Genomic DNA, 25,798 nt, shown 5'->3' on the forward strand with positions numbered 1-25,798 from the left:
GGTATAAATCATGAAAGTTAAATTACTGAGTGCAGTTATCGCAGCATCTTTTCTGGCAGGTTGTTCATCATCAGGTTCTTCGGACTCCCCTAGTGAGCCAGCAGGTGTGGCATCGGTGCAAACCTTCGAAGGTGAACATTTCGATGGAATGGCCATTCAAGGCGACAACGGTGAATACAATACAGTCGCAATCCGTGGTGTAGAAGGTAACACGGTATTCAATGTGGGTGGTGAGTTGTACTTCACTGATGGTGAGGTTGTGAAAGACGCATCAGGTAACGTAGTCGGTAGTATTGAAGTTCGTAATAACGAATTGGTGTTTGTCAATGACAAGGGTTTTGTTCACTTGAGTGTAGAGGATGGTCGACTAGTGGTGGAAGAAGTGAAGTTAAATCCTGTACACCCGATCGAACCAGCGCCAGAAAACCCAATTGAGCCTGTGCCAGAACATCCAATTGCAGGTGTTCCGTCAAACCCAATTGAGCCTGTGCCAGAGCATCCAATTGCAGGTGTTCCATCAAATCCAATCGAGCCTGTGCCAGAGCATCCAATTGCAGGTGTTCCATCAAATCCAATCGAGCCGGTACCAGAGCATCCGATCGAAGGTGGGCCTGTACACCCAATCGAACGAACGCCAGAAAACCCAATTGAGCCAGTGCCTGAGCACCCGATTGCTGGTATCCCAACAAATCCAATTCAACCAGATGTTGAGAACCCTATAGAAGGTCCGGTAAACCTTCCTGCAAATGAATTAACCAAAGAACAGCGTGCAGAGCTGAAACAAAAAGTTCAGTCGCTGTCACAAGAGCAACGTCAGCAAATTAAAAGAGCGATTCGCGACCGCGTTGAGCGTTCGTAAACCAATCGTATTAGGGTAAGTAGCAGGGAGTCGCTTGAATAAAGTGGCTCCTTTTTTGTTTTTATTTCTTATTAGGTTTTCTCATGAACAAGTCTTTGACACTGCTGTGCGCCGTTTTTGCTGTTCCGTGTTTTTCTGCTGACCATAAGATGCCAGAGTTTGGTTTGTATGTTTCTCATACGGATGACGAATGGATTGTTACTGCTAGCGGCTATTTGCAAGCCACAGAAGAATGGAATATCTCTGCGGAAGTTGACTCGACAGGCTATTTAGAACTCGGTACAGGGTATGGAATTATGCTTGGACAGTTCTACACCGAGGCTTTTGTTAGCTACGGACGTGCAGATTTATTTGATGTTATTTACCGGAACTGCTCTGGGTGACGATTGGATGGCCTACGCCAATAGCTCTCACGAGTGGCGAAAGAGTGCGCTTGGGAAATCATTCCCTGCATTAGAGAACACGAATCGTGAATGGAAAAATACCGTTGGTATCAGTTATGCACCAATTGATTTAATCACTCTTGGTTATGCTTACAACTACGATAAAAAGCTGACGGAGGGAGGGCATCGAACCAATCACGAGGTGCGAGTCACGCTAAAACCTAAGTGGGTAGAACCTTACGTGAAATACACCTTTGGCGAGCATCGAGTGTCTTCTGGTTCAACTAAGGTGAGTGAAGACAACAGCATTGAGCTAGGTGTTAATTTTAATTTTTAGGGTGTAGATATGAATATGCAATCAATGATTATTGAATACGCAGTGGCGATCATGGGCTTACTATTGACAGGAATAACCCTCCAAGCGGGTTGCTCAGAGGGCTAAAGTATTAGCGGTTGATGTTGTAGCGAGCCATAGCGGCTTCTTCAGTCGTTACCACTGTTTTCCCAATCGGAGCAAGAGAGATAACGGCAAGCTTTAGGTGTTGAAGCGCAAATGGAATGCCAATAATGGTAACAAAGCATGCCACCGCCGAAAGCACATGACCGATTGCCAGCCAGATACCCGCAAACACAAACCAAATCACATTACCAATGACGCCAAGTGGGCTCGTGCCGATGTCCATTTCATTGGTCAATTCATCTCTTGAAACGGCTTCTTTGCCGAATGGGAAGAACGAGAAATTACCCATTACAAAACAAGCACGTCCCCATGGAATACCAATGATACTGATGAATGCCAGTAGTCCAAAGAACCACCATAGCAAACCCATAAATACGCCACCGAATACAAACCAGATGATGTTGCCGAGTGTTCTCATTTAAAACCCTTTTTGATTTATAGCATTATGTTAAGTATGTCACACGAATCTTAACGGAGGATGAATGGATGCACTTTATCTTAAATAAGCCATCATTGATGAGAATGCGTTGATGAAAAAACGAAATTGATCGAAGAGACAGGGGGGAACATTGGTGGCTTCATAAAGAAAAGGCCCTTAACGTATCATATTAAGAGCCTTTAGAATTATGCTGTTGCCATAGTTAAGCGTGGTTCGGGCTTGTCGTTGATAGGCAGGTGAATCAGTGCCGCGATAAATGCCAACACGACTGTTGACCACCAGATAGGATCGTATGAACCATAGTAATCATAGATACGACCACCAACCCAAGCGCCCAAGAAGCTGCCTACTTGGTGAGTAAAGAACACCAGTCCGTACAAGGTTGAAAGGTAACGAGCACCAAATATCTGACGAACTAAGCCAGAAGTTAGCGGAACGGTGCCTAGCCAACAGAAGCCAATCGCACCACTAAAGATAGCAGCCGTGTGCTCGGTAACAGGTAGAGTCACAAAAGCACCGATCACCACCGTGCGCATTAAGTACAGTGCAGACATAACGTGACGCTTGCTAAAGCGATCGGCCATCATACCCCAGAAGTAAGAGCCAAAGATGTTGAAGATGCCAACATACGCTAGTGCCATCGCCGCTGTTGAAGCCGGTAAATCTTTATCTGCCAAATAACTTGGTAAATGAGTGGCGATAAACATGACATGGAAGCCACACACGAAGAAGCCAGCGTGGATCAACCAGTAACCTTTGTGTGCGAAAGCTTCTTTTAACGCTTCTTTCAAAGTTTGTTTATCTTCTTGAGCACTTGCGGCGTTGTTGGTTTGTGGTTTTGCCGATCTCATGAACAACGCAAACATCACCATAAAGCTACACAATACGGCAAAAACCTGAAGTGCGCCTTGCCAACCAAAGTCACTTAATAGCGCTTGTGCACCGGGGATCATCGCAAACATGCCGAATGAGCCCGCAGCTGTTGTTAAACCAAATGCTTTTGCTGCGTGTTGGGCGGGGACAACTTTCGCCACTGCGCCTAGCACGATCACATAACTGGTCGCGCTTAAGCCGAAACCGACCAGCACACCCAGCGACAAATACATCATGGTTGGCTCAACCGCGATAGAAGTCAGGTAAAGACCCAAAGCGTAAGAAATGGCACCTAAAATGATTATACGCTTTGCGCCCCAACGGTCTGACGCCATACCAACGAATGGCTGGAACACACCAAACAACAGGTTTTGCAAGGCAATAGCAAAGCTAAAGAACTCGCGGCCCGTTTGGAAGTGATCTGAAATTGGCATCATGAAAATGCCGAACGATTGTCTAATCCCTAGACAGATAATCAAAATCCCTATTCCAAGCCAGACAAGAATTGGAAATCGGAAAATACTCATAATTTGCTCTTATTAATGGTGATGGTGGTGATGAGAGTGATCCTGGTGTTCACCGTCACCAGTGGTTTGATGGCAACCGCTGTTGATGGCTTGCTCTGCCAATATTTCCAATAACTTAGGTGAGTTATGGACGATGATTAACGACAGACCCAACATGACTGACATTCTCAGCACCTGAGCGAAAATGGTTTGAGAAAAAAGCATGCATTGTGCGCTCAAGTAGAAAAAAGAGCGCGAAGTTTAGTGACTATTAAAGGATGAAACAAATGACAAAAAGTGAAGTAATTTATGCGTTTTATGCATGTGGTTAACTATTGGGCAGGTGTGCGTTCGAGCGGTGATATTTTGTTCTGAACTTGGTTCTAAAAACGATAAAAGCTCATGCTTTATAGGAGGCATTAGCTTTTTTGATTTGACTCAGTTTGAAGTGGGCTCTAACTGTTTTGAAAAGATTCTAAATTAAAAATTGAGCTTTCCTTAGTATTGCTCTATGTCTAAAATGGCAATAATTAGGTTAAAAATGACAGGTAGTATGCAAGAGTTTAATATCGCAATTGTGGATTATCCTGGCAGTTCAAAAGCGTCGATTTATGGCTTGCTGGAGCTGTTTGAAACAGCAAATCGTGCCGCTATTGAAGTGGGGGTAGGGAAGCGCTTTTGTACGGAAATGATCAATGGAGAAAGCACGTATACTCATAAGGATTACTCGGTCGTTTTATTACCACCTAGTGGTGAAGAGCAATATTATTTAGCGCCCAATCAACAACTAATGGCTTGGCTATCGGGACAACATAGCGCAGGGGCAATTGTCGCTTCAGCTTGCGCTGGTGCCTTTATTCTTGCTCATGCTGGTTTGCTGAACAACAAAACGTGCACAACGCACTGGGCATTAGCGGGATTGTTTAGAGAGCAATTCCCTCATGTGGCAATGAAGCAGGAGTCAATTTTAATCAACGAAGGCAGTGTTATTACTGCTGGTGGCATGATGTCTTGGCTTGACTTGGGGCTAGAGCTTGTTTCTCAGTTAAGTACGCCGACGGTGATGCGTTTACTGGGAAAGATGCTGGTAGTAGATACTGGTGCGAGAGAGCAACGCTTCTATCAGCAGTTCATGCCTAATTTGCAACATGGAGATAGTGCGGTACTGAATGTTCAACATTACATGGCGGACCACTTCTCACAAGTGATTTCAAATCAATCTTTATCAGAAATCAGTTGTTTGACTGAACGAACGCTACAAAGACGTTTTCAAAAAGCCACAGGCTTGAACTTAAATCAATACCTACAACATCTTCGAGTGCAAAAAGCGTGTGATTTACTCGAATCGAGCAACTTAGCGTTTGAGGTGATTGCTTACCAAGTTGGGTATCAAGATGCGAGCGCGTTTCGCAAAGTGTTCATTAAAACCATGGGATTGGCACCCAAAGCGTTCCGCGCTCGTTTCAGTGCTTAGTTATCGATGCACGGCTTGTTCAATATGCTGACAAATCGCTTCTGCAAGTTGGTGGCTAGCAATATTGCGTGCGACGATTTCAGTTGCGATGTTGCCTGATTGAATCACTTCAAACCAGTTTAGCAACATAGAGTGGAAACCTTTACTTGTTAGCATTGGTGTCCAATCTTTTAAGCTCAATTTCTGCTCCTGATTATCTTGCCACAGGTTCCCTTCAACAAACGAATCAAACTCCATCTCTTTGTTTGCGTAGCAAGCTTGAACACGCCCCGTCGTGATACCAAAGTGGCGGTTCATTGAAGCATGAAGCAGTGTGTCACCATGCTGCCATTGGATATCAAGGCGCGCCAGCTGGTCACCATCCATTTGATGTGTGATGTAGGCGTTTTGCAGATCGGCTTTAGCCGTGATGTTTATACTATCTAGAGGGTGGATAAAGTCATCGAAAATGAACGTGCGAATATCACCGGGTAATTGATGACGGTTCTTCTCCCAGCGCAGTGACTTCAGGCCTGAAAGTTCGCCTCGCTGTACTCCAAACATATGCTGGTTGTAGAGCGGAATATGACGGCGATTAAAACCAATATATAAAGGCTGTTTCACGCGCTCTGCAAGATCGTAAAGCTTTTCTACCTCTGCGGCGCTATCAGCTAAAGGTTTATCGACGAAGGTCGGGATGCCTTGTTCTAAAAAGAAAGCGGCAATTTGAGGGTGAACGTGGGTAGCAGCGTGAATCATGACCGCATCTACACCCATACCAACCAGTTGTCGATAGTCTAGGCAGGTTTCTGCTATTCGATATTGTTGTGAGAGGGTGTTAAGTGTGTTCGCGTTGCGGGTACAAAATACGAGTTCAACGTTTGGAAGTTGAGTGATAACAGGTAGGTAGGCTTTCTGAGCGATATCACCCAAGCCAATGATGCCAATTTTCATTTGGTTCTACTTTGTTTGTTAATGAGGCCAATATTATAGCCCTAACTGCTGGCATTTCTTGGAGCGAGGTGTCATAAAAAAGCCTGACTCACGTCGTGGTCAGGCTTTACTTTCATATTGTCTTGTTACGAACTCCTACAAGAGCTCGTTAAGAGGTTCTGCACGTTTTAAAGATATCCAACTTACCGTCATAGGCATTGGTTTCAACATCCATGATCCCCAACAACGAGTGGAATACATTATCGTGTGAATGCGTTGCTGTTTGCTGGGCTTCTTGTGCCAAGCAATCGGCATTGATGTGTTTGGCTTGTTTAAAGCCAGGAGACATCCAAACCATCATGGGTACGCGTTTTTGAAAATCTGGTGCTAACCCATATGGCATGCCATGTAAGAACAAGCCATTTTCGCCCAAAGACTCGCCGTGGTCAGAGACGTAGATCATCGCGGTATTGTATTTGTCTTCTAACGTTTTCAATTTCGCAATGGTTTGATCCAAGACGAAGTCTGTGTAGCGAATCGTGTTGTCGTAGGAGTTAACGATTTGCTCAACGCTGCAGTTTTCAATGTCTGCACGAGGACAGTCTGGTTGGAAGAAAGCTTTGTCTTTCGGGTAACGTTGGAAATACGTCGGCCCATGACTGCCAATGAGGTGAAATGCAACAAGGCGGTTACCTTTCATGCCACCAATTTGTTCTTCGATGTTTTCAAGCAATGCAATGTCATAGCAGGTGCTGCCGTTGCAAAATTCATTTTTTTGTCTGCGATCGACTTCAATTTTGTTGATCTTATGGGCAACGCCTTTGTCACCACCATCATTTTCTTTCCACATGAGATCGATGCCAGCACGTTGCATGATATCTAAGGCATTGTCTTGGTTATCTGCTTTGCTACGGTCGAAATCACTGCGAGGTAATTGAGAGAACATACAAGGCACAGAAACCGCGGTCGCCGTCCCGCAAGAAGAGACGTCTTGGAATGAAATCACATCTAACTTGCTGGTGTACGGGTTGGTTTCACGATCATAACCGTTGATTTGGTAGTTTTGAGTACGTGCCGTTTCACCTAGCACAAAGACAAGCAGCGTCGGTTTTTCTTTTGCTTGTTCCAGTGCTAGTTGGGACTGTTTTGCATCCGTACCAATTTCGCGGTAAGGCTCTGGCGTCGTTAAGTAATTTTCTTTTACGTAGCTAGAAATGGCATACACATACTGAGTAGGGATGATGATTTTCTTTAGGTAACTATTGTTTCGGCCGACAGACGCATAGTCTTGGTAGTACAAACCTGCAATCACGGCGATTATCGCCAATGAAGCCAGCATAGATACGGCTTTAGTTAATGTAAATCGAAGCCATTTACCTTCTATGGGCTTGAGTTTCACCTTGAAGACCAAGATAGCGGGAACAACTCCCATAATCAGTGTCCAGATAAGTGAGTAGGCACTCAAGTATGAGCTGGCTTCACTGGTATCTGTCTCAACGATGTTGGTGATCATGTCCGTATCGAACAAGGTGCCGTAGTTGTAGCTTGCGTAACTCACCATGCCCGATGTGATCAGCAATAAGATGAAGAAAGGCTTGCTGATCCAAGGCCAACTGAACAGGTTAAATAGGAAATTCAACGCCGCAAAAAAGAAGATTGGAATCGTAATAATGAAACCGATCTTAACCTGGTCGAGATCCGCAAAGATATGCACCAACTCTTTGTAGATGGGGATATTGACTACAAGAGCGAAATACAAGGCTAATAAAAGCGTAAAGGTAATGTAGGAGATACCTTTAGTTGGGAGTTCAATTGTCTTCATAATTGACGTGCTTCGATGTGACTAAAGTAAAATCGACGCCCAAACAAATAGGGCGAGAAAAAGTGCAACAAATACTGCTGCGGAGCCAATGTCTTTGGCTCTTCCACTGAGTTCATGCCAGTCATCGCTGACACGATCGACAACCGCTTCGATGGCGGAGTTAATCAATTCAACAATCACGACCAACAGGAGGCTGCTGATCATCATGATGCGTTCTAAGGTGGTGACAGGAAGCAAGAATGCGCAAACAGAAAGGACAAGTGTAAGTACCAGTTCTTGTCTGAAAGCGGCTTCATGAGTCCACGCTGCTTTCAATCCTTGAAGTGAATAGCCGGTTGCGTCCAATATCCGGCGAATGCCTGTTTTACCTGGTTTCAAAATGTGGCCTTTTAACTGCTAAGCCCTAAAAAAGAGGGGCGCTTTGAGGGATAAAGCCTCCCCTGATGACAGAAGTGCATCGAATTGGAAAACATGAAACTAATAGGTCGAGCGTGAAACATTTGTGAAATTAACGTCGCTCAACGCAAAATTTTGTGTAATTGATGCGAATTTATACGTTATGAATCAAGGTCGTATACGGTATAGCCTTTGTTTGCTAGGCATTTACGCAGAACTAAGGATTGAGTTTTGGTTGAATCGTTAGCACCACCAACAGCCCCAGCACCTGCACCAACAGCAGTGCCAGCTACCGCGCCCACAGCAGCGCCGCCGATACCATCTTCTAGCGCTCCCGCAACCGCGCCAACTAATGCACCTGTTACTGCACCGTTTTGAGCTTGCGTTTTTGCAGCTTCACTTTTGTCTACTTTTTCTGCGTAGCCTTGGCAGTAATTGAAATCTTGCTCGTATTGGGCTTGGTCAACATTGGTCATATCGACAACCGGTTCTTGGTTGTAAGCACAAGCAGCAAGTGTGGAAGAAAGGGTGACAAGAAGAAGAGGTTTATACATTGCGTTGATCCATTATTGCTGTGAATTGATGGATTAAATGTACACTGTTTTATTGTGGTGCTCTGTCGGCCAATTGTATTGAAGTGTCGCCTTTTGTAATGGCGTTTAAGGGAGTATTGATAAGTTTATGAATTTATTTGGGAAAGCAGATTGTAAAACACGCACCACCGTACTGGCTGTGTGAGACGTAGACTTCGCCGTTCTGCAATTCAACGATCTGTTTGACGATAGCAAGCCCCAAACCGAACCCGCTAGTGCTCTTGTTACGCGACTTATCAGCACTGTAAAACGCATCAAACAGATGAGGCCAATCTTTCTCTTCCACACCACAGCCATCGTCATGCACGCGAATACAAGATTTCTCTGGTGTCTCCATAATCTCTAGCACAATTTGGGTTTGCGCATAACGCATTGCATTGCGAAGTAGGTTATCTAAAGCACGTTTTAGCAGTTTTGGGTCGGCGTCAATGATCGCCTGTTGTGAGCTCGTGTCGTCAATCAAGATGGAAAGTTGGGTGTCACGTTGCCACTTAGGTAAAAGCGACTGAGCAAAGCTCGATAAGACGACAGAGGAAGTTTGAATCTCGGCATTTGGTCGCTCCATTTTGGCGTAGTAGAGGAGTTCTTCCACCATATTTTCCATGTCGTCGATATCTTCTACGATGCTGTCGACGTACTTCTGTTGTTGTTCATTTAAAGCCGCGTCGGCAAGTAGATCGGCTTGCCATTGAAGACGAAAGATTGGAGTACGAAGCTCATGTGCTACTGCATTGGTGAGCATTTTGTTTGTGGTGATGAGTCGAGATACCTTATCTGCCATATGGTTGAAGCTTCTGTTCAAAGTTCCAACGGATTTGGCGCTGGAGGTATCCGCTCTGGCGTTAAGATCACCAGAGGCAAAATCAACGGTAACCTTTTCTAAAGCGCGAACGCGTCGGCTTAAGAACCAAATCAGTAAGACACAGTAAAGCGCAAATCCGGCAAGAAAGAACAGCCAAATGATGTTGTCATCAAAGTTGATGGCTTGAATGATAGGGCTGTTGGGGTTTTGGCTTAACTTGAAAATAGGCGAACCGGGTTCAAAACGAAACCACAAGTCTCGCTCATCATCAAAAGCCGTATTCACAGATGGATCTTCATCGAATGCTTGTTGTATCTCAGGAGGAAGACTCGTCATTTCCTGAGCAATTAACAACATGTGACTCGATGTTGCGAATTTCTCTAACTGCTGAACGGTGTAATCTTCACCTTTCTCTTGATACACCGGATAAATCAGCTCATGGAAAGCTTGAGCTTCATGCTCTTCGAGTAGGTAGTCGTAGTCCGTATTGAGTTGATAAACAATGACTTCATAGCCAACAAGACTGGCTACAAATAAAATGATCAGACCTAAAAAGCTTTCCAGATAAATGCGCTTCATTACGCGTTCCAAGCATCAGGCATAAACAAGTAACCTTTACCGCGCACAGTAATGATTTTCTGTGGTGGTGTGGTGCTGTCGCCTAACTTTTTACGCAGCGTTACGACACGGTTATCAATAGTTCGGTCGGTGCCGTCGTATTCGATGCCACGTAATGTTTTGGTGAGCCACTCGCGAGAAAGGGTTTGTTCAGGATGGTTTGCGAGTACCCAAAGGAGATCAAATTCACCGTCGGTGAGAGGAATGGGTTCTTGGTTTAGAGCGCATGTTTTACGCAGGCGATTAAGGCACAGGACGCCAACTTCTAAACACGTGTCTGAATCTGTTGCAGATGCTTCTTTACGGCGTAATAGCATTCGAATGCGAGCGAGTAACACGCGAGGTTTAATCGGTTTGGTAACGAAATCATCGGCACCGATTTCAAGCGCAGCAACATGGTCAAAATCATCATCACTGGCAGTAAGCATCAGCACTTTGCCTTTATAGCATTCGCGGATCTGGCGGCAAACGCTCAATCCATCTTGCCCCGGCAACATCAAATCTAAAAGAACGAGATCTGGCTGGCTTTCAAGAATCGCATCCGGAGCGTCCGTTCCATTGTCTATGCAGCTAACCTCGAAGCCTTGTCCTTCAAAGTATTCGCTTAGCATAGCCTGCAATTTGGGATCGTCTTCCACGATGATAAGTGATTGCTTAATGTCTTGTACGTTCATAGCAGTGATGCATCTTGTAGGAATTATCCCTGAAACTTAAACAAATTTGTCAGGGATTTCAATAAACGTAAAGAGTCAGAGGGGATTTATAGACGAGAGTGATTGAAATTAACAAGACAAAACAAAAAAGCTCCGAGATTACTCGGAGCTTTTTGCTATCGGTGTGCAACCTTTAACTAGCTTGTGGTGCGGGGTCTTGGTTAATCACTTCAACCTCTTGTTCTTGCGTTTGTTTTGCAAGAATTTCGTCTTGTTGGCGTTGAAACTCCATTCAGGTATTACGAGGAGGTTTTTAAGGAAATGTTATATAAGGTTTATTTGTATTGTTAAGTTATTCTAAATGATAAAAATAAGTTAAATAAACTTCGGTTTGATTGGTTTTTCCCATTGAATTTAGCGATGTGAATAATTGTAATCGTGTTATTACTCGCCATTACAAACCCTTACATAACTATTGTTTGATAACTATTCATGGTGTGATTAAATTTTAAATATTTTATAAAGTTAATCTTTATGAGTCTAAAATGCTCTACAATCTGTAGAGTCTTGCATTTAGGGTGTTTCGTGAGTTCTATTAGAATTAAACTAAGGTTGTTTAGGTATAAAATTAAAAGTTGTTTTGTTAACAAAAAAAGATTAATAAAAATAAAAATGCTAGAAATTCATATAAATAACGGTGATGTAAATAAAGCTATTAGAGAAGTTAAATTTCTATATAATCATGATGAAGATCCAGGTTGGTATTTTGCTCTTAAGAACCTATTTGTTCTTAATAATAAATTGGATGAAGCTAGTAATCTAGAGGAAAAAGCAGATTGTTATCGAAGTGATATAGTATCTTCAATACATACAATAAATAAATCAATACCAAATTCTTATAAAGTCGAATTTATTGAAAACTATGTTAGATCTAAAGCTGGGACTCCTTCTTTTATCTGTCTTAAGAATAAAGGGAGAGGTTTGGGTAAGAAGTCTAGTACAGAAGTAGAATTGTTAACAAACCCAAATTTATATATCAGAAATAGAAAAAATTGGTATCAGTCGAATAATGTGCCTGATTATATAAAAAGTTTATATAGTACTAGTGAAATTGAAAATATATCAAAATTATTTGAGTATGGCGCACCCATAATAAAAGCAAAAAAGTAGTACTTTCTGACTTTGATAATGGTTTTGTTTCTATAAAAAATGGACAAAGAAAAACAATAGGGCAACCAGAAAACGCAGTCAAAAGAGTTTTGTTATTTGGTTCTTCAACAACCTGCAGTTTTGGTGTAAAGGATAGCGATACAATTTCAAGTCAATTGCAGGCATACTTTAACAGCCACTATGGTGATGTAATCGTAGAAAATCACGGTAGTATTGGTATGAACCTCTTATTGGCTATTAACAATCTTGTTCAGACCGAGATTAAACCTGGCGACATTGTTGTATTCTTTGATTTTAACAAATTTATCGGTCTAAATAACAAAAGAATTGAATCCATTGATTTAAACGAGATAGATAGAGGTAACAAATTCTTTCTTGATTTAGATAAAGTAAATTGCCATTTCTCTCCTTTAGGGAATGAAATGATGGCGAACGAAGTTGGGGATAGAATTCTTTCAAAATTAGTAAGCCGACCAACGGTTCAATCAGTTTGTGCTCTCACAGCTAATCAGAATGAAAGCGATTTCTATAAAATATTGGATAATTTTAAGTACTTTTTATTTAAACACGTGGCTCGAACATTAGAGTCTTGTGAAATGAAAAGTTATTTATCTTTACTAGAGCAATATATTCCAGATGATGGGGTTAATGTCGGTAGCATTGCTGTAAATTGTAATCCTATCACAAATGGTCACATGTATTTGATTGATTATGCTTCTAAGAAAGTTGATAAGCTATTTATTTTTGTTATTGAAGAGGACTTGTCTTTCTTTAAGTTTAAAGACCGCTTACAACTTGTTCATGATAGCTCTCGACATTTAGAAAATGTAACGGTACTCCCCGGCGGGAAGTTTATTTGTACTGAACTTACTTATCCAGATTACTTTGATAAAGATGCAAAAAGTGAAGTTGTGGCTGATGCTTCTATGGAAGCTTGGTTCTTTTGTGAGTTTATTGCTAAGAAATTAAATATTAGCAAGATTTTCTTGGGTGATGAGCCAACCTGTAAAGTAACCAAGCAGTACAACCAGAAAATGCAAGAGCTGTTGCCTGAATACAATATTGACGTGGATATTATTGAACGTATTTCAACAGGTGGTCGAGTCATAAGTGCTTCTACAGTTCGTAAATTACTAGAAGAAAGAGATTTTGACTCAATTAAGCCACTAGTGCCGACTCCGACATATAAGTTTTTGATGGCTAATTATTGATTTGTTTTGAAGCGTTGGAATCGCAGAGATTAAGGCTGTTGCTTAGTTGGTGCTAGAGCGATTTCACGGATACAAACGTTTTGTGGTTGTTGGTAAGCAAATACAACTGCACGTGCGATGTCATCAGCAGCTAGCACGCCGCCCATATCTTCTTTCCACGCACCGTAACCATCTTTGATTTCTTGTGATGTTGTGTGAGAAAGCAGTTCAGTTTCTACAGCGCCTGGTGCGATTGTTGTTACGCGAACGTTTGATGCAGCCACTTCTTCACGAACGTTTTCAGAAATTGCGTGAACTGCGAATTTAGTACCACAGTAAGCTGCGTGATCTGGGAACGTCTTTTTACCTGCGATTGAGCTGATGTTGATGATAGTACCGCTGTTACGCGCTTTCATTGGTGCTAGCACAGACTGCATGCCGTTTAGCAAACCAAGTACGTTCACGTCGAACATACGTTTCCACTCTGATGCATCTTGTGTGTCAATTTGACCAAGTAGCATCACGCCTGCGTTGTTTACTAGTGCGTCAGCAGGGCCAAATTTCTCTTCTGCTTTAGCAATTGCCGCTTCAAATGAAGCTTTTTCAGTAACGTCTACTTTTTCACATAGCGTGTTTGGCAGGTTTAGTGCTTCTAAGCGCTCTACACGACGAGCAAGAAGAAGTGGGTGACCTTCGTCGCTTAGACGGCGTGCGATAGCTTCACCAATACCAGAACTTGCACCTGTGATTACAATCAGTTTTTTCATCTTTTGTTTCCTTAATTGTTTTAAGAGTAGCCATCGCTAGAAATAGCTTTTATTTGAGAGCGACTTTCAGTTGATAACACCTGTCTCGCTGCGATGGAGGTATATTAAGGAAATGGGTTTTGTTGATATATATCACTTCAGTTAAAACACTGTTGTTATATAACAATAATGAGCAATAACTCAATGAAAATTAGACAATAAAAAAGGCGCACTCGGTGCGCCTTTGTTTCTGAATTGCGTGCTTAAGCTATTCGCTCTTGTGTGCATACAACGCTGTTATCGCTTCCAAAGCCATTTGGTACGTATGCGTCCGCTTGTGGATCGTTTTCCCACTCGGCTTCGTTAAATAGGGAACGGAACTGGATATTTTGTTCTTTCGGCAAGCGCGTTTTAAATTTAAATTGGCCACTTTTCTTCACGAGCTTCATTGGTTCTGGTTGCCAGTTATTAAAATCACCCGCAATTTGAATCGACTCCCACTGGTTTTTGTCTAGCTCGAACGTGACTTCGACTTCATCTTTTGTTTTAAAGAATCTCTTTTTAAGCATTAATCTTTCCTTGTTTGTACAAAAACTGATCTAACTATTACTCAGGTTTTATAGTGATTTCAAGCTTTATTGGCATTGCGGTCGGTATAGAGCGCAAGAATCCTCTGGTTTGTGAAGGTGGCACTAAGTGATTGGCTTGTATGAAAAGAAGGATTCTGTATGATGAAGATCCACCGTATTTTGAAGAAGTTGTATGCTGAGTTTTAACCGTACATTCATGATGACAATGCTCTGTCTATTAGCCATGTTGCTAACGGGTGTTGCGTCGAGCGTACGTGCAGCAACGGCACCAATCGAAGTGAGTACAAGCAAAGATCGAGCATCTGAGCTTCATCAAAAAATGGGAGTGAACAATACGGACTGTATTGAATCACACCATGGTGATCACTTGATGGAGAAAGGGAAGCAAGCTCATACCAGTTGCAGTTCTTCTTGTATCGTTAAAATACCCACCAATCTCTTGCAAGATGATGTCGTCTTATTACCGTACAGTCTTGCACTGATCGATAAATCACCGTCACCTAAAACAGTGGTTGTGGCTTTTAAGCCTTACCGTCCCTCTATTGTTTGACCTTCTTATTCATCTCTGACCAGCTTTGCTGGATGCTTAAATTATTAACTAATGAATACGGCACACATGTGTCTGAAGGAATCAAACATGAAAAAGCTTTTTGCACTTTGCAGCACTTTATTATTGGCATTCACTGCTCACGCTGCGCAATTTGAAGTAGGCAAACATTACAAAGTATTGGATGTGGAGAAGGCGAAGAAACCGACGGTAACCGAGTTCTTCTCTTTCTACTGCCCACACTTTTACAAATTTGAATCTGTCATCGATAACCTAAAGCCTGCTCTGCCAAAAGAGGCAAGTTTTGAGAAAGTGCATGTTGCTTTCATGGGGAGTGACATGGCAGTACCAATGGCTAAGTCATACGCGACAATGGTGTCACTAGGCGTTGAGAAAACAATGGTGCCAGCGATGTTCGCGCAAATTCACCAGAAGCGTCAAGTACCTCAAAATGAAGCTGAGTTGAAGCAAATCTTCGTTGATAATGGAGTCGACGGTAAGAAGTTTGATGCTGCATACAACAGCTTCGCTGTTGACTCGATGCAGAAAGGCTTTGATAAGCAGTTTAAACAAAGCACATTGACCGGTGTTCCTGGAGTGGTAGTGAACAACAAGTATATTGTGTTGCCAAATGAGATTCGTAGCTACGACGAGTACAATGATTTGGTGAACTACCTACTTACGCTTTAACGGCGAGAAGAAAAAATGGCGACCAATCAGGTCGCCATTTTTTATGTTCTTTTGTTCTTTAGCGAAGGACTGCTGTACAAGCGGCAGTTGGCATATCAGTCATAAAAATCGCATTTGGGTAGAACAAACTCGCGACGGTAACCGCTACGTTACATGGTTGAGCGATCGTGGTTTTCACGACGTTGTTTAAAACCACGCCAGTAGTATTCACCGTATTGACCGCAGCCTGTTGTGCTTGATAAGACACACAACCTGCTGTTGCGTTGATGACCGCGGTACTGAAAAGAAGCTTACGAAAAAACATATTCATATCCTTTGTGAATGCCTTTGAGATACTTATATGACCACCCATTCATAATTAAAACAAAACGGTGTTCAAAATTATACACGCTTCACGAAATAAAGATTGTTTTATATAACTTGGTTAATTTTGTGATCTGATGGGTAGACAGACCAGTTTAAGCAATTAAAACCAATCCATGCATAAGTACTACACCTGTAGTGAGCTTTCCTCTCATCATCTGGTAACCTTTTGGTTCTGCCTCATTTTCCACTTTTCGGATCAGCTTTTCTGCATACCACACTGCAATGTAGCCAGCAGCGAGTAACAGCGTCGCAATCACATAGTGTTTGTTACCTTGTAGTAGCGCTCCCCATGCGAGTAGTACAAATAAGTTACTGAGCACCAAGGCATTACGGCTTAGTCGATGATAGAAATGATCAATCGCATTGCCCCAAAGTACACCGGAGAGAAAGCTCAAAATCACTGCACTGTAAGCGATAAAAAACTGCTCTCCAGATAAGTTGAATAGAGTCCTTTCCGTGCCGATGAGAACCAAGCTGAACATAAATGGCAGCAGTCCTAAATAGCCCAATTGCAGCATTGTCGTACGTGTAGTCGCCATGGCCGCTTTCCTTATAGTTGCTGTTCAATCATGTTAGTAAGCGTAGTACTTGTCGGGGAAGTTGAACTTGGAAAGGTCGCAACAACTTTGCCGTCTTTGTTGATGAGGAACTTGTAGAAATTCCATTTTGGTGTAACGCCCGCCTGGTTGGTTATCTCGGCAAATACTGGGTTTGCGTTCTCACCAAGAACAGAGGTTCGCGCCATCATAGGGAAGGTGACACCATAGTCGAGGTAACAGATTTTCGCAGTCTTCTCTTCGCTGCCGCGGTCTTGGCGAAAGTCGTTACTAGGAAATCCCACAACGGCAAAGTTTTGATCTTTATAGGTTTGGTGTAGTTGTTCCAACTGCTCGAATTGGGGAGTAAAGCCACACTGACTCGCCGTGTTCACAACCAGCAGTGTCTTGCCTTTGAAGGCATCACACAGCGCTATTTCTTCCGTTGAATTGAGAAGTCTTTGTTTTCCTTGCAAGATATCTGGACAGCTCGATGCAAAAGTCATAGAGCTGGTGGAGAGTAGTGTTGCGATAAGTGCGTTGCGAGTGATTCCCTTCATGATGTTGATTCCTTTTGTTTTTATTAAGTATAACTACTAGAAAAGGAATCAAATCGATCAAAAAAGCCGCTGAATTCAGCGGCTTTTTTCGAGATTGACGACGTGTCGATTATGCAAGCTTTAAATCAAATTGATTACGGTAAGCCACCATATCTTCGATGGTCAGTACTGGCATGTTGTGTAAACGACCAAACGCAACGATTTCTGGTGCTTTTGCCATGGTGCCATCTGGGTTTGTCACCTCACACAGCACGCCAGCAGGCTGTAAACCTGCCATTTGCATCAAATCGATAGTGCCTTCTGTATGACCACGGCGAGTCATTACGCCACCAGGACGAGCGCGTAGAGGGAAGACGTGACCAGGACGAGCTAAGTCATCTGGTTTTGTATTTGGGTTTGCTGCTGTTTTGATGGTTGTTACGCGGTCAGCGGCAGAAACGCCAGTGGTTACACCTTGTTTCGCTTCAATAGAAACCGTGAAAGCCGTTTGGTTTGCGCTGTTGTTGTTCACAACCATTGGTGGCAGTTCCAATTTGTCTGCTTGAGCATCGGTCAGACACAGGCAAACAATGCCGCTGCATTCGCGGATCATCAGAGCCATTTGCTCATTAGTCAGGTGTTCTACGGAATAAATGATGTCGCCTTCGTTTTCACGATCTTCATCGTCGAGAAGAAGCACGCCACGGCCTTCTTTAAGTGCGATAAGTGCGTTTTCAACGCGAGTAATTGGGTCGCCAAATTCGGCTAGTAGTGATGACTGATTCATGGTTAACTCCTAAATATCACCAGAATCAGGGCGGTATGAGGGATCGTCACATTCTATGCAGGCAATGAACCACCAACGGTAAGATGGCATAAACCCACGCAATAAAAAATGCGATCCAAAAAGAAGTGCACCAGTGCTCATCAACACAGAACGTTGAGGAAACCGCTGATGTTTTCTTATTCTCTTTCATCCGGACTATAACCGTCGGCTCTGGCATCTCACCAGATCTGCTGACCTCGACGAATCGAGCGCTCGCGGGCTCACTCAAAAGAGTATACCGCCGGTGGGGAATTTCGCCCCGCCCTGAGAACATTGAATCCAACCAATATGGTTAGAAGTAAAAAACTCCGACACTCAATGAGTGGTCGGAGTAGAGATAGTACTGCGAACGCCTTGGCTTGAAAAGTAGATTGCAACTACTTGATGGAAAAGTGCGCTATCGGCTGAAGTGATCAGTTTTGATAAAGTGATCGATCTGTGTTGGCACATAGGTGTTTTAGATAAGGCTAGTGTGAGTTTGTTTCGTCTCTATGTGATCTTGCATACCTTCTAAGCGTGTTTCGTCTACAGTCACCGTTCCGTCAGACATGGTGTTGTCTCTACGCATTAGAATCGGTCTTGCACCAATCGCCATCGTTCCCGCGATGCTGCCGAGCTTTTGTGGGAAAGTCCAAACATCTTCGTGCTTGTTAAGTCCGTGATACGGTGAATTACCAAGCATCGCACCGAATCCCAAATCTTGAATGCGAGTGACGATAGATGCGCCTTTCAGTGGCGAGCCAATTGCCACAACATGGGACACCAGAGTTGTCGATGGTTTTCTGCTCGCGAGGTATCGTTTAATCATCAAACCACCTAGGCTATGACCCACCAACACATAGGCAGTCAGCGGATTAAGCGCCTTGTCGATGGAATCGAACAGCGACTCTTCGTTAATTGAAACCGTGTTGTAACTCAATACTTGGGTCTCGTAGCCCAGCTTTCTCAGCTTTTGGCTAAGAGGCTGCATGACCAGCCCATGCATATAAAGACCATGTAAGATGATGATTTTCATAATACCTCCTAGATTTATGACGTTGATTTTATCCTACTAAATTCTCCGTCACACTACTGTCAGCGAATTAGCAAATCTTGCACTTCTTTTTGTAACAAATGGCGATCTAACATGGTTGGTTGTAATAGCTCACCAATATTGACTTCGATACGAGACCAAAAGCGAGTCGGGCGCTTAGTTAACGCGTGTCCATTTTTGTGGCTGAAGAAAGAGCCCCATAAGCCCTTCAACGCCATTGGAATCACGGGTACAGGTGTTCGCTTTAAAATCTTCTCAACACCGGGTCTGAACTCGCCTAGTTCACCATTTGAGGTCAAACTACCTTCAGGGAAGATACAAACTACCTCGTCGTTATCAAGAGCTTGCTCAATCTGTTCGAAAGCTCTTTTGTAAGTCTCTGCACATTTGTGTGGAGAGCAGATTGGGATAACGCCAGCATGACGAAAAACGTATTTAAGAACAGGCAGCTCACTGATTGACTTGTCCATCACGAATCGAACAGGGCGGGTTGATGTCCCCATTAGAATCAAAGCGTCCACATAGCTTACATGGTTTGCCACAATCAGGGCAGCGCCTTGCTCCGGGATATGCTGACGACCGGTTACCGAAACTTGGTACAGGCAGTGGCTTAGCAAGTAGCTAATAAAGCGCTGAGTAAACTCAGGTACTTGACGGTAAACGTAGATGGCCACGATGAAGTTACCGACGGCCAAAATCGCAAATAGCTCAACAATAGAGAACTCTAAAACACTTAACACTAAGATAGAAACAGCAGCGGAAGCCACCATAAACAGTGCGTTCATGATGTTGTTTGCCGCAATAGATTGAGCACATTCGCCTTCTTCTGAACGCGATTGGATAAACGCATAAAGGGGAACAATAAATACACCTCCGCTCACACCTACCAAGAACAAGTCGATCATCACTCTAATATGCGAAGACTGAGCAACAAAGCTTTGTACATCGTAATACTGACTCGGGAAAGATTCGATTGCAGGTACTGCCCATAGTAGGTCGGCACTGAAAATCGTTAAGCCGAAAATACCAAATGGCAGAATACCCAGTTCAACTTGATTGAAAGACAGTTTTTCACATAACCATGAGCCTGTCGCGATACCAACTAAGAACAGAGCTAGCAACAGAGAAACCACTGTGCTGTCTGCAAATAGGTGTTCACGAGCAAAGTTTGGGAATTGAGTCAGGTAAGTCGCACCCATAAACCAGAACCAACTGATCGCTAGTATCGACATCCAAATACCGCGTTGTTTTTGTGCCAGTTTGAGTGTTTTCTTCAAACCGGTAATAGGCTCGAATTTTACTTGGTCACTTTTCTTACTTGGCAGAGAGGAGATGTTTGCGCTGCTCAAAAAGCCCAGTAGTGAAAGCGTAATCACAATGCAAGAGGCGATAAGCATACCATTTGGAATTGCAAGCAATAGACCTGCGCTTAATGTACCAATCAGGATTGAAAGGAAAGTCCCCATCTCAACCCAAGCGTTACCTTTCACTAGCTCATCAGATTTTAGCGCTTGAGGAAGTAGAGCGTATTTCACAGGGCCGAAGTAAGCCGATTGAGTGCCAGTCATGAAGAGTAGCACCAGCATTAGAATGGCACTCTGCGTCATGATAGCCGTCGCAGCACAACTCATGATCACCAATTCAATAAGTTTTAAGCGGCGGATTAGCTTAGCTTTGTCCATGTTGTCGGCAATCGCACCAGCGTGAGCTGAAAACAGAAAGAAGGGAAGAATAAATAAGCCAGCCGCAAGGTTAACAAAAAGATCGACCGACATCGGTAGTGAATCAATTTGGCTGTAGGTCACCATCAGCAAGAGAATATTTTTGTAGATATTGTCGTTCAGTGCACCAAGGCACTGAGTAACGAAATAGGGGAAGAATCGTTTAGTAAGAAACATGCTGGCTCCGTAGGGGCAAAATCGCGTTGAGATGGGAGCACTTTAATGGCTGAGCTTTAGGAAACCAGCGTAAAGAAAAGAGTTACGTTATGAGAAACCAAAAGTAACACTTTACGATACTTTTGGTTTCATTAACTTGTGATGTTGAACGGATAGGTGCTTTTATACGTTACGAGATGAGCTTAGTGTCGGAACCAGACGCTTAGCATTCGCAATGTGACATAAGAATAAAACCAGAGAGTCCAATAAAGCCTAATGTCACCAAATAAAAGAATAGGCGGACAAAGCGAGCTTTCATTCGCTTGAAGAATCCGAGGTTTGGCGTAAGTTCAGGAACATGCTGAAAGCTCGAGATCATCACCCAAGCGGCAAGCGCCCACAACGCCGTTACGCCGCTCGGAATAAGATGAGACTCTTTAACTACATCAGAAAGTTGCAAGAGCGTGGCAATGAACACCGCAAAACCACCAAACGCCATGAGTACGAGCAAAAGGAGAATAGGTCTTGCCTTGATCGATAGGCTTTTGAGTTTATCGAGCATCAGTTCTTCCTATTTACGTTCCCAAGGGTTAAACAGCGGGAATGTCCAACGACGCATCGCTATCACCAGAGAGGTACCGTGCTTCTCTTTCATGTCCAATGAGTCATCGCTTTGGCAGACCTGATAAAATTCATCAATGACCTTTTGTAGCTTCTGCTGCATCTTCTTATTGGTTGGCAAGCTCATGAGGCCTGTTGCCATCACCAGCTTTTCACCTTCGGCAGAGAAATGGCTTTGGAAAAAGGCGTCTTGAACTTGTTGTTGGAAGAAACGCTGAATAGGGCCGCCGGTATGCCAACGAAAAGTCGGGGAAATACGCAGACGAATCTTGTTGCCAGGTAGCAGGTCAATAATATTGAGGCGGTCGAGTTGGGCGAGCTTTTGTATCAGCTCTAACTCATCAAAGGTGTACTGTTCAATGATCTGTTCGAAGCGATAGCCATTGACTACACAGACAGCGACAAGCAGTAGGCCCTTATCATCGACCAGTTGCTTTTCTTGCGCTAATGTCAGTGACTCCAGCCCTTTGTTGTGTGCCGCAGCCAGCTTAAATAGCTCAGCCATCTCCAAACCAATGAGTTGACAGATACGCTCCAATCGATCTAGGCTAATTTGACTGCCTTCTGCCAATAAGCGCTTTACAGAGCCCTCGCTTAACTCCAAATGCTGTGCGACATCGACGTAATGCAAACCAGACAGTTTGAGCTGGCGTTTGAGCTCTGTAATTAGGTCGTGGCTTTCCGACATATTAACCTTCTACTTCTTGGCGCAGCTGTTCGAGGTAAGACTCCATAAATGCTTTACGTTTCCGACCTTCTTCATACGCTGCTTTGGTGTTCATTGTTTCAACAATTTTAAACAGTTTGGTTTGGAAATGATCGATGGTAAAGCGTTTATCTTCCAATTCTCGATGCTCTGCAAACATGTCCTGTTCGTTATACAAGGCGGCATCAAATAACGTGCTCACTTGAATGCACCGTGTCACACCAATTGCGCCAAGCGCATCTAAACGATCGGCATCTTGGACAACCTAAGCTTCTAAAGTGTTTGGCGTAATATTGGCACTAAAGCTGTGGGATTCGATCGCGTGGGCGATGGCATCATGGTACTGAGCAGGGTAGTTGATGCTTTCTAGAAACGAAATCGCCTTGGTAGCTGCAATCGTGGAGCTTTGTTTGCGATTTGGGTGGTCTTTCGGATAAGTGAAGCAATCGTGCAGATAGGCTGCGGGCAGGACAACGGCTAAATCCGCACCTTCTTGTTCTGCTAGCTGGCGAGCCGTTTTCACTGCGCGGCGGACGTGGCTCAGGTCGTGGGCCGCGTCGGTTTGCATTTGTTGCTGCATAAATTGAAGGAACTGAGGTTCAAATTTGCTGAGGTCTGACTTATTGAGTTGAGGCATAATAATAATGAAAAAATAAAGACTTAGACAGATTATGCCTAAGCCTTTATTAAATTGCCAAACGAGACGTTGTTATTGAGACGCTACGAGAAAGTCTCGTCGTTTTATTGAGTTCGGGTGAAACGGAATGTTTGTACTTTTTGTTCTGCTCCGTCGATGTATGCGTAGCTATCGATTGTCCAAACGTTTGGCCCTGCGAACCCAAGCTCTACACGAACATCCCCGGTAGGAATACCTTGGTAAATGACGTCGTTAATGTTCATCGGGTAGAAGTTGTAGCGGTGGTTTTGTGATTGTTGTTCACCAGCAAAAGCAACCGATACATCTTTTGCTTCATTGGTCAGCGTCAGTTGGTAGCCCGCTTGTGGATCGAACGTGAACGCAGCATTCAGATCAACGCCTTGTGAGTTAGTTACCTTTACATTCGCTTCTGTTGTTTTTGCCAAAGAACCGTGCGCTTGCAAACCGTCTAAGCCTTTGAAATCGCGATTGTGGTTTTGAATATTAACGTTCCAATTACCTACAAAGTTATCAATTTCTTGCCATTGCTGAGGGGCATTGGTTGCTGTGGTGTTCTGACCTCCGTTGATACCGCCGATCGCTTCGTTACGGCTGTCGTGTCGGATATTTTCACGGTTGTTGTGAATGTCAGCACTTGCACCTGCTACACCACCAGTGACACCACCAGCAATCGCTCCCTTTAGAGCTAAGTCAGCATCACCCGTTAGAGCCCCCATAGTGAGGCCCAGTAGCGCGCCACCAGCGGCGCCTTGTTTTGTTAACGCATTTGGGTCGTCTTCTCCCGGAGTCACGCATCCTGCAAGTAGGGGAAGAGATAGCGCTGCGCCCAATGTTGTTTTGTTGAAAGGGTTCATGTGTTTACTCCGAGATGTTTGGTTCGGAGCTATTATTGAACGCTGTTTGATTAGGAATCCACTTATCTCGCTGATAACCAGCAGTTATCGGTAGGTTCTTTTGTTTACTGAAAGGCTCATATTTTCTGTGTGGAGCTCGGTTGTGGATAGGTAAAGAAAAGGGTCAACATTGCTGTTGACCCTGTTTTTTGTTTTATTCTTTATTTTATAAGCACTAATTTTGACGTTGTTAGTGGAAAATCTCAGTTTGGGCGATTTTAGGTTTTTTACTTAAAAGCTCAACTAACCTCCTAACTTTAGTATTTGTTGAGAGTCAGTGCAAATATTTATTACGAAAATTGTCTGTATTGTGAAGCTTTCTTTGAATGCGTTTCACAAATAGGGGTTATTCCTCGCCTTACGTATCGCAAACGGCCCATGTCTGTGTCTCAACTTTGAGTAAGCATAAGTTGGATCAACATTTTGTGATATAGATCAATATTATTCCCCCTTCAGAGGGATAGCATTCACGCGAAATTAAATAATTATAAATTGAGTCCGAAGCATGCAGGATTTATATGAGCTAGAGCGTAAGTTGGTGGAATACGGCGCAGACATGAAAGGCTTAAAGGTTGTGCCTGCGATCATCGATGAAGATGGCAAGGTTGTTTACTTAGGCAATACTCCCTCGTTGCTTAGGAATGTCATTAGTTGCCGTAGACAGCTAACGCAGCGCTTGAAAAAATAAAAAAAGGGTCTGATGTAAGTCAGACCCTTTTTTTGTGCTTGAAGCTCAGTGATTAGCGTTTGTAGGTCACTTGCTCTTGTTCACCAAGGTGAATGTGTGTTGTCGCTGGTTGCGTTTCTGCAATCACTTTACCGTGACGAACAGAGTAACGAACTGGCACCTGACGACGAACTGCATCAAAACCATTTTCCGCAGGAAGAATCAATAAGCTACCTGGCTTACCTGCTTCAATGCCGTGCTTGTCTTGAATGTTCAGTGTGCGTGCTGAATTCGTGCTGATCAGATCAAGCGAGTTGTTGATTTGATCGTAACCCATCACCTGACACACATGCAGACCCATATGCAGTACTTGTAGCATGTTTGCAGTACCTAGTGGATACCAAGGGTCAAATACATCATCGTGACCAAAACATACGTTGATGTTTGCATTCAGCATTTCTTTTACGCGAGTCACACCACGGCGTTTAGGATAATCATCAAAACGGCCTTGAAGGTGGATGTTGACCAATGGGTTTGCAACGAAGTTGATACCAGACATGCGCAGCAAACGGAATAGGCGAGATGCGTACGCACCATTGTAAGAGCCCATCGCTGTTGTATGGCTTGCGGTTACCTTGTGGCCCATGTTGAACTTATGCGCTAGTGCTGCAAGCGTTTCAACAAAGCGTGATTGCTCGTCATCGATCTCATCACAGTGCACGTCGATCAAACGGTCGTATTTTTGCGCCAGCTCGAAAACGTAGTGCAGAGACTCGATGCCGTACTCACGAGTGAATTCAAAGTGAGGGATTGCTCCAATAACGTCAGCACCCAGCTGAACCGCCTCTTCTAGAAGCTCTTTACCATTCGGGTAAGACAGAATGCCTTCTTGCGGAAACGCAACGATTTGAATGTCTACCCACTCTTTCATTTCTTCACGAACTTCTACCATTGCTTTTAGAGCAATAAGGGTAGGGTCAGAAACGTCAACGTGGGTACGAACGTGTTGTACGCCGTTTGCAATTTGCCATTTCAGAGTTTGCTTAGCGCGTGATTTCACGTCTTCAATCGACAGCGTCTCTTTGCGCTCAGCCCAACGCTCGATGCCTTCGAAAAGTGTACCGGAGATGTTCCAGTTCGGCTCACCGGCGGTTTGGGTAGTGTCTAGGTGAATATGCGGCTCACAGAAAGGTGCGACAGCCATGCCGCCCTCCGCATCAAGAACATCACCTGTGTAATTTAGTTCTACATTATTGCCTTCAATACGCTTGAATTGACCATCCTCAATCAAAATTTGCTGGAGACCTTCCTGTCCCTTAAGCGTTGCGTTCTTGATCAATAGTGTTGTCATGA

At 43.7% G+C, this 25,798-nt stretch carries 27 protein-coding genes, 3 pseudogenes and 1 riboswitch; of the genes and pseudogenes, 8 read left to right on the top strand and 22 right to left on the bottom strand.

Features of this window, described 5'->3' with window-relative positions; genetic code table 11:
• The first annotated feature begins 10 nt into the window (after nt 1-10).
• On the top strand, nt 11-859 hold the full coding sequence (locus KIV40_RS10035; protein WP_011999508.1) for a hypothetical protein: 849 nt from the start codon (nt 11-13) through the stop codon (nt 857-859).
• Between the two features lie 83 nt (nt 860-942).
• Nucleotides 943-1,579 (top strand): annotated as a pseudogene (locus KIV40_RS35425) (hypothetical protein).
• A gap of 109 nt (nt 1,580-1,688) precedes the next feature.
• Here the strand turns inward: KIV40_RS35425 and KIV40_RS10050 are convergent.
• From KIV40_RS10050 to KIV40_RS10060, 3 genes are all read right to left on the bottom strand, one after another.
• Nucleotides 1,689-2,120, bottom strand: coding sequence for a YccF domain-containing protein (locus tag KIV40_RS10050; RefSeq protein ID WP_005433505.1), 432 nt, complete (start codon nt 2,118-2,120; stop codon nt 1,689-1,691).
• Nucleotides 2,121-2,326: 206 nt separating this feature from the next.
• Nucleotides 2,327-3,541: an MFS transporter gene (locus tag KIV40_RS10055; RefSeq protein WP_285348986.1), complete on the bottom strand. Its 1,215-nt coding sequence runs from the start codon at nt 3,539-3,541 to the stop codon at nt 2,327-2,329.
• A gap of 12 nt (nt 3,542-3,553) precedes the next feature.
• A complete protein-coding gene (locus tag KIV40_RS10060) occupies nt 3,554-3,706 on the bottom strand; it encodes a hypothetical protein (protein ID WP_005535284.1) in 153 nt (50 codons plus the stop codon).
• Between the two features lie 367 nt (nt 3,707-4,073).
• Here KIV40_RS10060 and KIV40_RS10065 point away from each other — a divergent pair, with 367 nt between their 5' ends.
• A complete protein-coding gene (locus KIV40_RS10065; RefSeq protein WP_041853555.1) occupies nt 4,074-4,994 on the top strand; it encodes a GlxA family transcriptional regulator in 921 nt (306 codons plus the stop codon).
• On the opposite strand, the gene KIV40_RS10070 is transcribed toward KIV40_RS10065, so the two are convergent.
• From KIV40_RS10070 to KIV40_RS10095, 6 genes are all read right to left on the bottom strand, one after another.
• Nucleotides 4,995-5,927, bottom strand: a complete 933-nt coding sequence (locus KIV40_RS10070) for a Gfo/Idh/MocA family oxidoreductase (RefSeq protein ID WP_285348988.1) — start codon at nt 5,925-5,927, stop codon at nt 4,995-4,997.
• A 148-nt stretch (nt 5,928-6,075) separates the two neighbouring features.
• On the bottom strand, nt 6,076-7,728 hold the full coding sequence (locus tag KIV40_RS10075) for a phosphoethanolamine transferase (RefSeq protein WP_011999518.1): 1,653 nt from the start codon (nt 7,726-7,728) through the stop codon (nt 6,076-6,078).
• A 21-nt stretch (nt 7,729-7,749) separates the two neighbouring features.
• Nucleotides 7,750-8,106 carry a diacylglycerol kinase gene (locus tag KIV40_RS10080; RefSeq protein ID WP_011999519.1) on the bottom strand — a complete coding sequence of 119 codons (357 nt, stop codon included), beginning with the start codon at nt 8,104-8,106 and terminating at the stop codon, nt 7,750-7,752.
• A gap of 179 nt (nt 8,107-8,285) precedes the next feature.
• A complete protein-coding gene (locus tag KIV40_RS10085; protein ID WP_011999520.1) occupies nt 8,286-8,678 on the bottom strand; it encodes a glycine zipper family protein in 393 nt (130 codons plus the stop codon).
• A 133-nt stretch (nt 8,679-8,811) separates the two neighbouring features.
• Nucleotides 8,812-10,098, bottom strand: a complete 1,287-nt coding sequence (locus tag KIV40_RS10090) for an ATP-binding protein (protein WP_285348989.1) — start codon at nt 10,096-10,098, stop codon at nt 8,812-8,814.
• A complete protein-coding gene (locus tag KIV40_RS10095; protein WP_285348990.1) occupies nt 10,098-10,811 on the bottom strand; it encodes a response regulator transcription factor in 714 nt (237 codons plus the stop codon). Before KIV40_RS10095 ends, KIV40_RS10090 begins: the two co-directional genes overlap by 1 nt.
• A 564-nt stretch (nt 10,812-11,375) precedes the next feature.
• Here KIV40_RS10095 and KIV40_RS10100 point away from each other — a divergent pair.
• Both KIV40_RS10100 and KIV40_RS10105 read left to right on the top strand, forming a co-directional pair.
• Nucleotides 11,376-11,960: a hypothetical protein gene (locus tag KIV40_RS10100; protein ID WP_285348991.1), complete on the top strand. Its 585-nt coding sequence runs from the start codon at nt 11,376-11,378 to the stop codon at nt 11,958-11,960.
• A gap of 89 nt (nt 11,961-12,049) precedes the next feature.
• On the top strand, nt 12,050-13,171 hold the full coding sequence (locus tag KIV40_RS10105) for a hypothetical protein (protein WP_285348992.1): 1,122 nt from the start codon (nt 12,050-12,052) through the stop codon (nt 13,169-13,171).
• A gap of 29 nt (nt 13,172-13,200) precedes the next feature.
• Here the strand turns inward: KIV40_RS10105 and KIV40_RS10110 are convergent, their stop codons facing one another.
• The gene (locus tag KIV40_RS10110; protein WP_285348993.1) at nt 13,201-13,917 is read right to left on the bottom strand and encodes an SDR family oxidoreductase; all 717 of its coding nucleotides are present in this window, start codon (nt 13,915-13,917) and stop codon (nt 13,201-13,203) included.
• A 242-nt stretch (nt 13,918-14,159) separates the two neighbouring features.
• On the bottom strand, nt 14,160-14,465 hold the full coding sequence (locus tag KIV40_RS10115; protein WP_285348995.1) for an isoamylase early set domain-containing protein: 306 nt from the start codon (nt 14,463-14,465) through the stop codon (nt 14,160-14,162).
• A gap of 193 nt (nt 14,466-14,658) precedes the next feature.
• On the opposite strand from KIV40_RS10115, the gene KIV40_RS10120 reads away from it, so the two are divergent.
• Nucleotides 14,659-15,036, top strand: coding sequence for a hypothetical protein (locus KIV40_RS10120; protein ID WP_285348997.1), 378 nt, complete (start codon nt 14,659-14,661; stop codon nt 15,034-15,036).
• Nucleotides 15,037-15,123: 87 nt separating this feature from the next.
• Complete coding sequence (locus KIV40_RS10125; RefSeq protein WP_285348999.1) at nt 15,124-15,723, top strand: thiol:disulfide interchange protein DsbA/DsbL; 600 nt, start codon at nt 15,124-15,126, stop codon at nt 15,721-15,723.
• 58 nt (nt 15,724-15,781) lie between these two features.
• Here KIV40_RS10125 and KIV40_RS10130 read toward each other — a convergent pair whose 3' ends face one another.
• The 10 genes and pseudogenes from KIV40_RS10130 to KIV40_RS10175 all read right to left on the bottom strand — a co-directional run bounded on the left by KIV40_RS10130 (nt 15,782) and on the right by KIV40_RS10175 (nt 23,739).
• The gene (locus tag KIV40_RS10130) at nt 15,782-16,027 is read right to left on the bottom strand and encodes a hypothetical protein (RefSeq protein ID WP_005433479.1); all 246 of its coding nucleotides are present in this window, start codon (nt 16,025-16,027) and stop codon (nt 15,782-15,784) included.
• A gap of 154 nt (nt 16,028-16,181) precedes the next feature.
• Nucleotides 16,182-16,628 carry a DUF3429 domain-containing protein gene (locus tag KIV40_RS10135; RefSeq protein ID WP_005535260.1) on the bottom strand — a complete coding sequence of 149 codons (447 nt, stop codon included), beginning with the start codon at nt 16,626-16,628 and terminating at the stop codon, nt 16,182-16,184.
• Between the two features lie 11 nt (nt 16,629-16,639).
• On the bottom strand, nt 16,640-17,185 hold the full coding sequence (locus KIV40_RS10140) for a glutathione peroxidase (protein ID WP_255943777.1): 546 nt from the start codon (nt 17,183-17,185) through the stop codon (nt 16,640-16,642).
• Between the two features lie 109 nt (nt 17,186-17,294).
• Nucleotides 17,295-17,951: a 3,4-dihydroxy-2-butanone-4-phosphate synthase gene (gene ribB / locus KIV40_RS10145; RefSeq protein WP_011999535.1), complete on the bottom strand. Its 657-nt coding sequence runs from the start codon at nt 17,949-17,951 to the stop codon at nt 17,295-17,297.
• 174 nt (nt 17,952-18,125) lie between these two features.
• Nucleotides 18,126-18,266, bottom strand: a riboswitch (FMN riboswitch).
• Between the two features lie 181 nt (nt 18,267-18,447).
• Complete coding sequence (locus KIV40_RS10150; protein ID WP_285349002.1) at nt 18,448-19,005, bottom strand: triacylglycerol lipase; 558 nt, start codon at nt 19,003-19,005, stop codon at nt 18,448-18,450.
• A gap of 59 nt (nt 19,006-19,064) precedes the next feature.
• Nucleotides 19,065-20,921 carry an MFS transporter gene (locus KIV40_RS10155; protein WP_285349004.1) on the bottom strand — a complete coding sequence of 619 codons (1,857 nt, stop codon included), beginning with the start codon at nt 20,919-20,921 and terminating at the stop codon, nt 19,065-19,067.
• A gap of 182 nt (nt 20,922-21,103) precedes the next feature.
• A pseudogene (locus tag KIV40_RS10160) lies at nt 21,104-21,462 on the bottom strand (hypothetical protein).
• 9 nt (nt 21,463-21,471) lie between these two features.
• Entirely contained in the window at nt 21,472-22,209 is a 738-nt protein-coding gene (locus KIV40_RS10165; RefSeq protein ID WP_167425506.1) for a helix-turn-helix transcriptional regulator, read from the bottom strand.
• Nucleotide 22,210: 1 nt separating this feature from the next.
• Nucleotides 22,211-22,864 (bottom strand): annotated as a pseudogene (locus KIV40_RS10170) (HD domain-containing protein).
• 104 nt (nt 22,865-22,968) lie between these two features.
• Nucleotides 22,969-23,739, bottom strand: coding sequence for a hypothetical protein (locus KIV40_RS10175; RefSeq protein ID WP_285349008.1), 771 nt, complete (start codon nt 23,737-23,739; stop codon nt 22,969-22,971).
• Between the two features lie 544 nt (nt 23,740-24,283).
• Here KIV40_RS10175 and KIV40_RS10180 point away from each other — a divergent pair.
• Nucleotides 24,284-24,466, top strand: coding sequence for a hypothetical protein (locus KIV40_RS10180; RefSeq protein WP_005433443.1), 183 nt, complete (start codon nt 24,284-24,286; stop codon nt 24,464-24,466).
• Nucleotides 24,467-24,518: 52 nt separating this feature from the next.
• Here the strand turns inward: KIV40_RS10180 and KIV40_RS10185 are convergent, their stop codons facing one another.
• On the bottom strand, nt 24,519-25,796 hold the full coding sequence (locus KIV40_RS10185; RefSeq protein ID WP_285349010.1) for a cytosine deaminase: 1,278 nt from the start codon (nt 25,794-25,796) through the stop codon (nt 24,519-24,521).
• Between the last annotated feature and the right edge of the window lie 2 nt (nt 25,797-25,798).

It is taken from the genome of Vibrio sp. D173a (assembly GCF_030248475.1).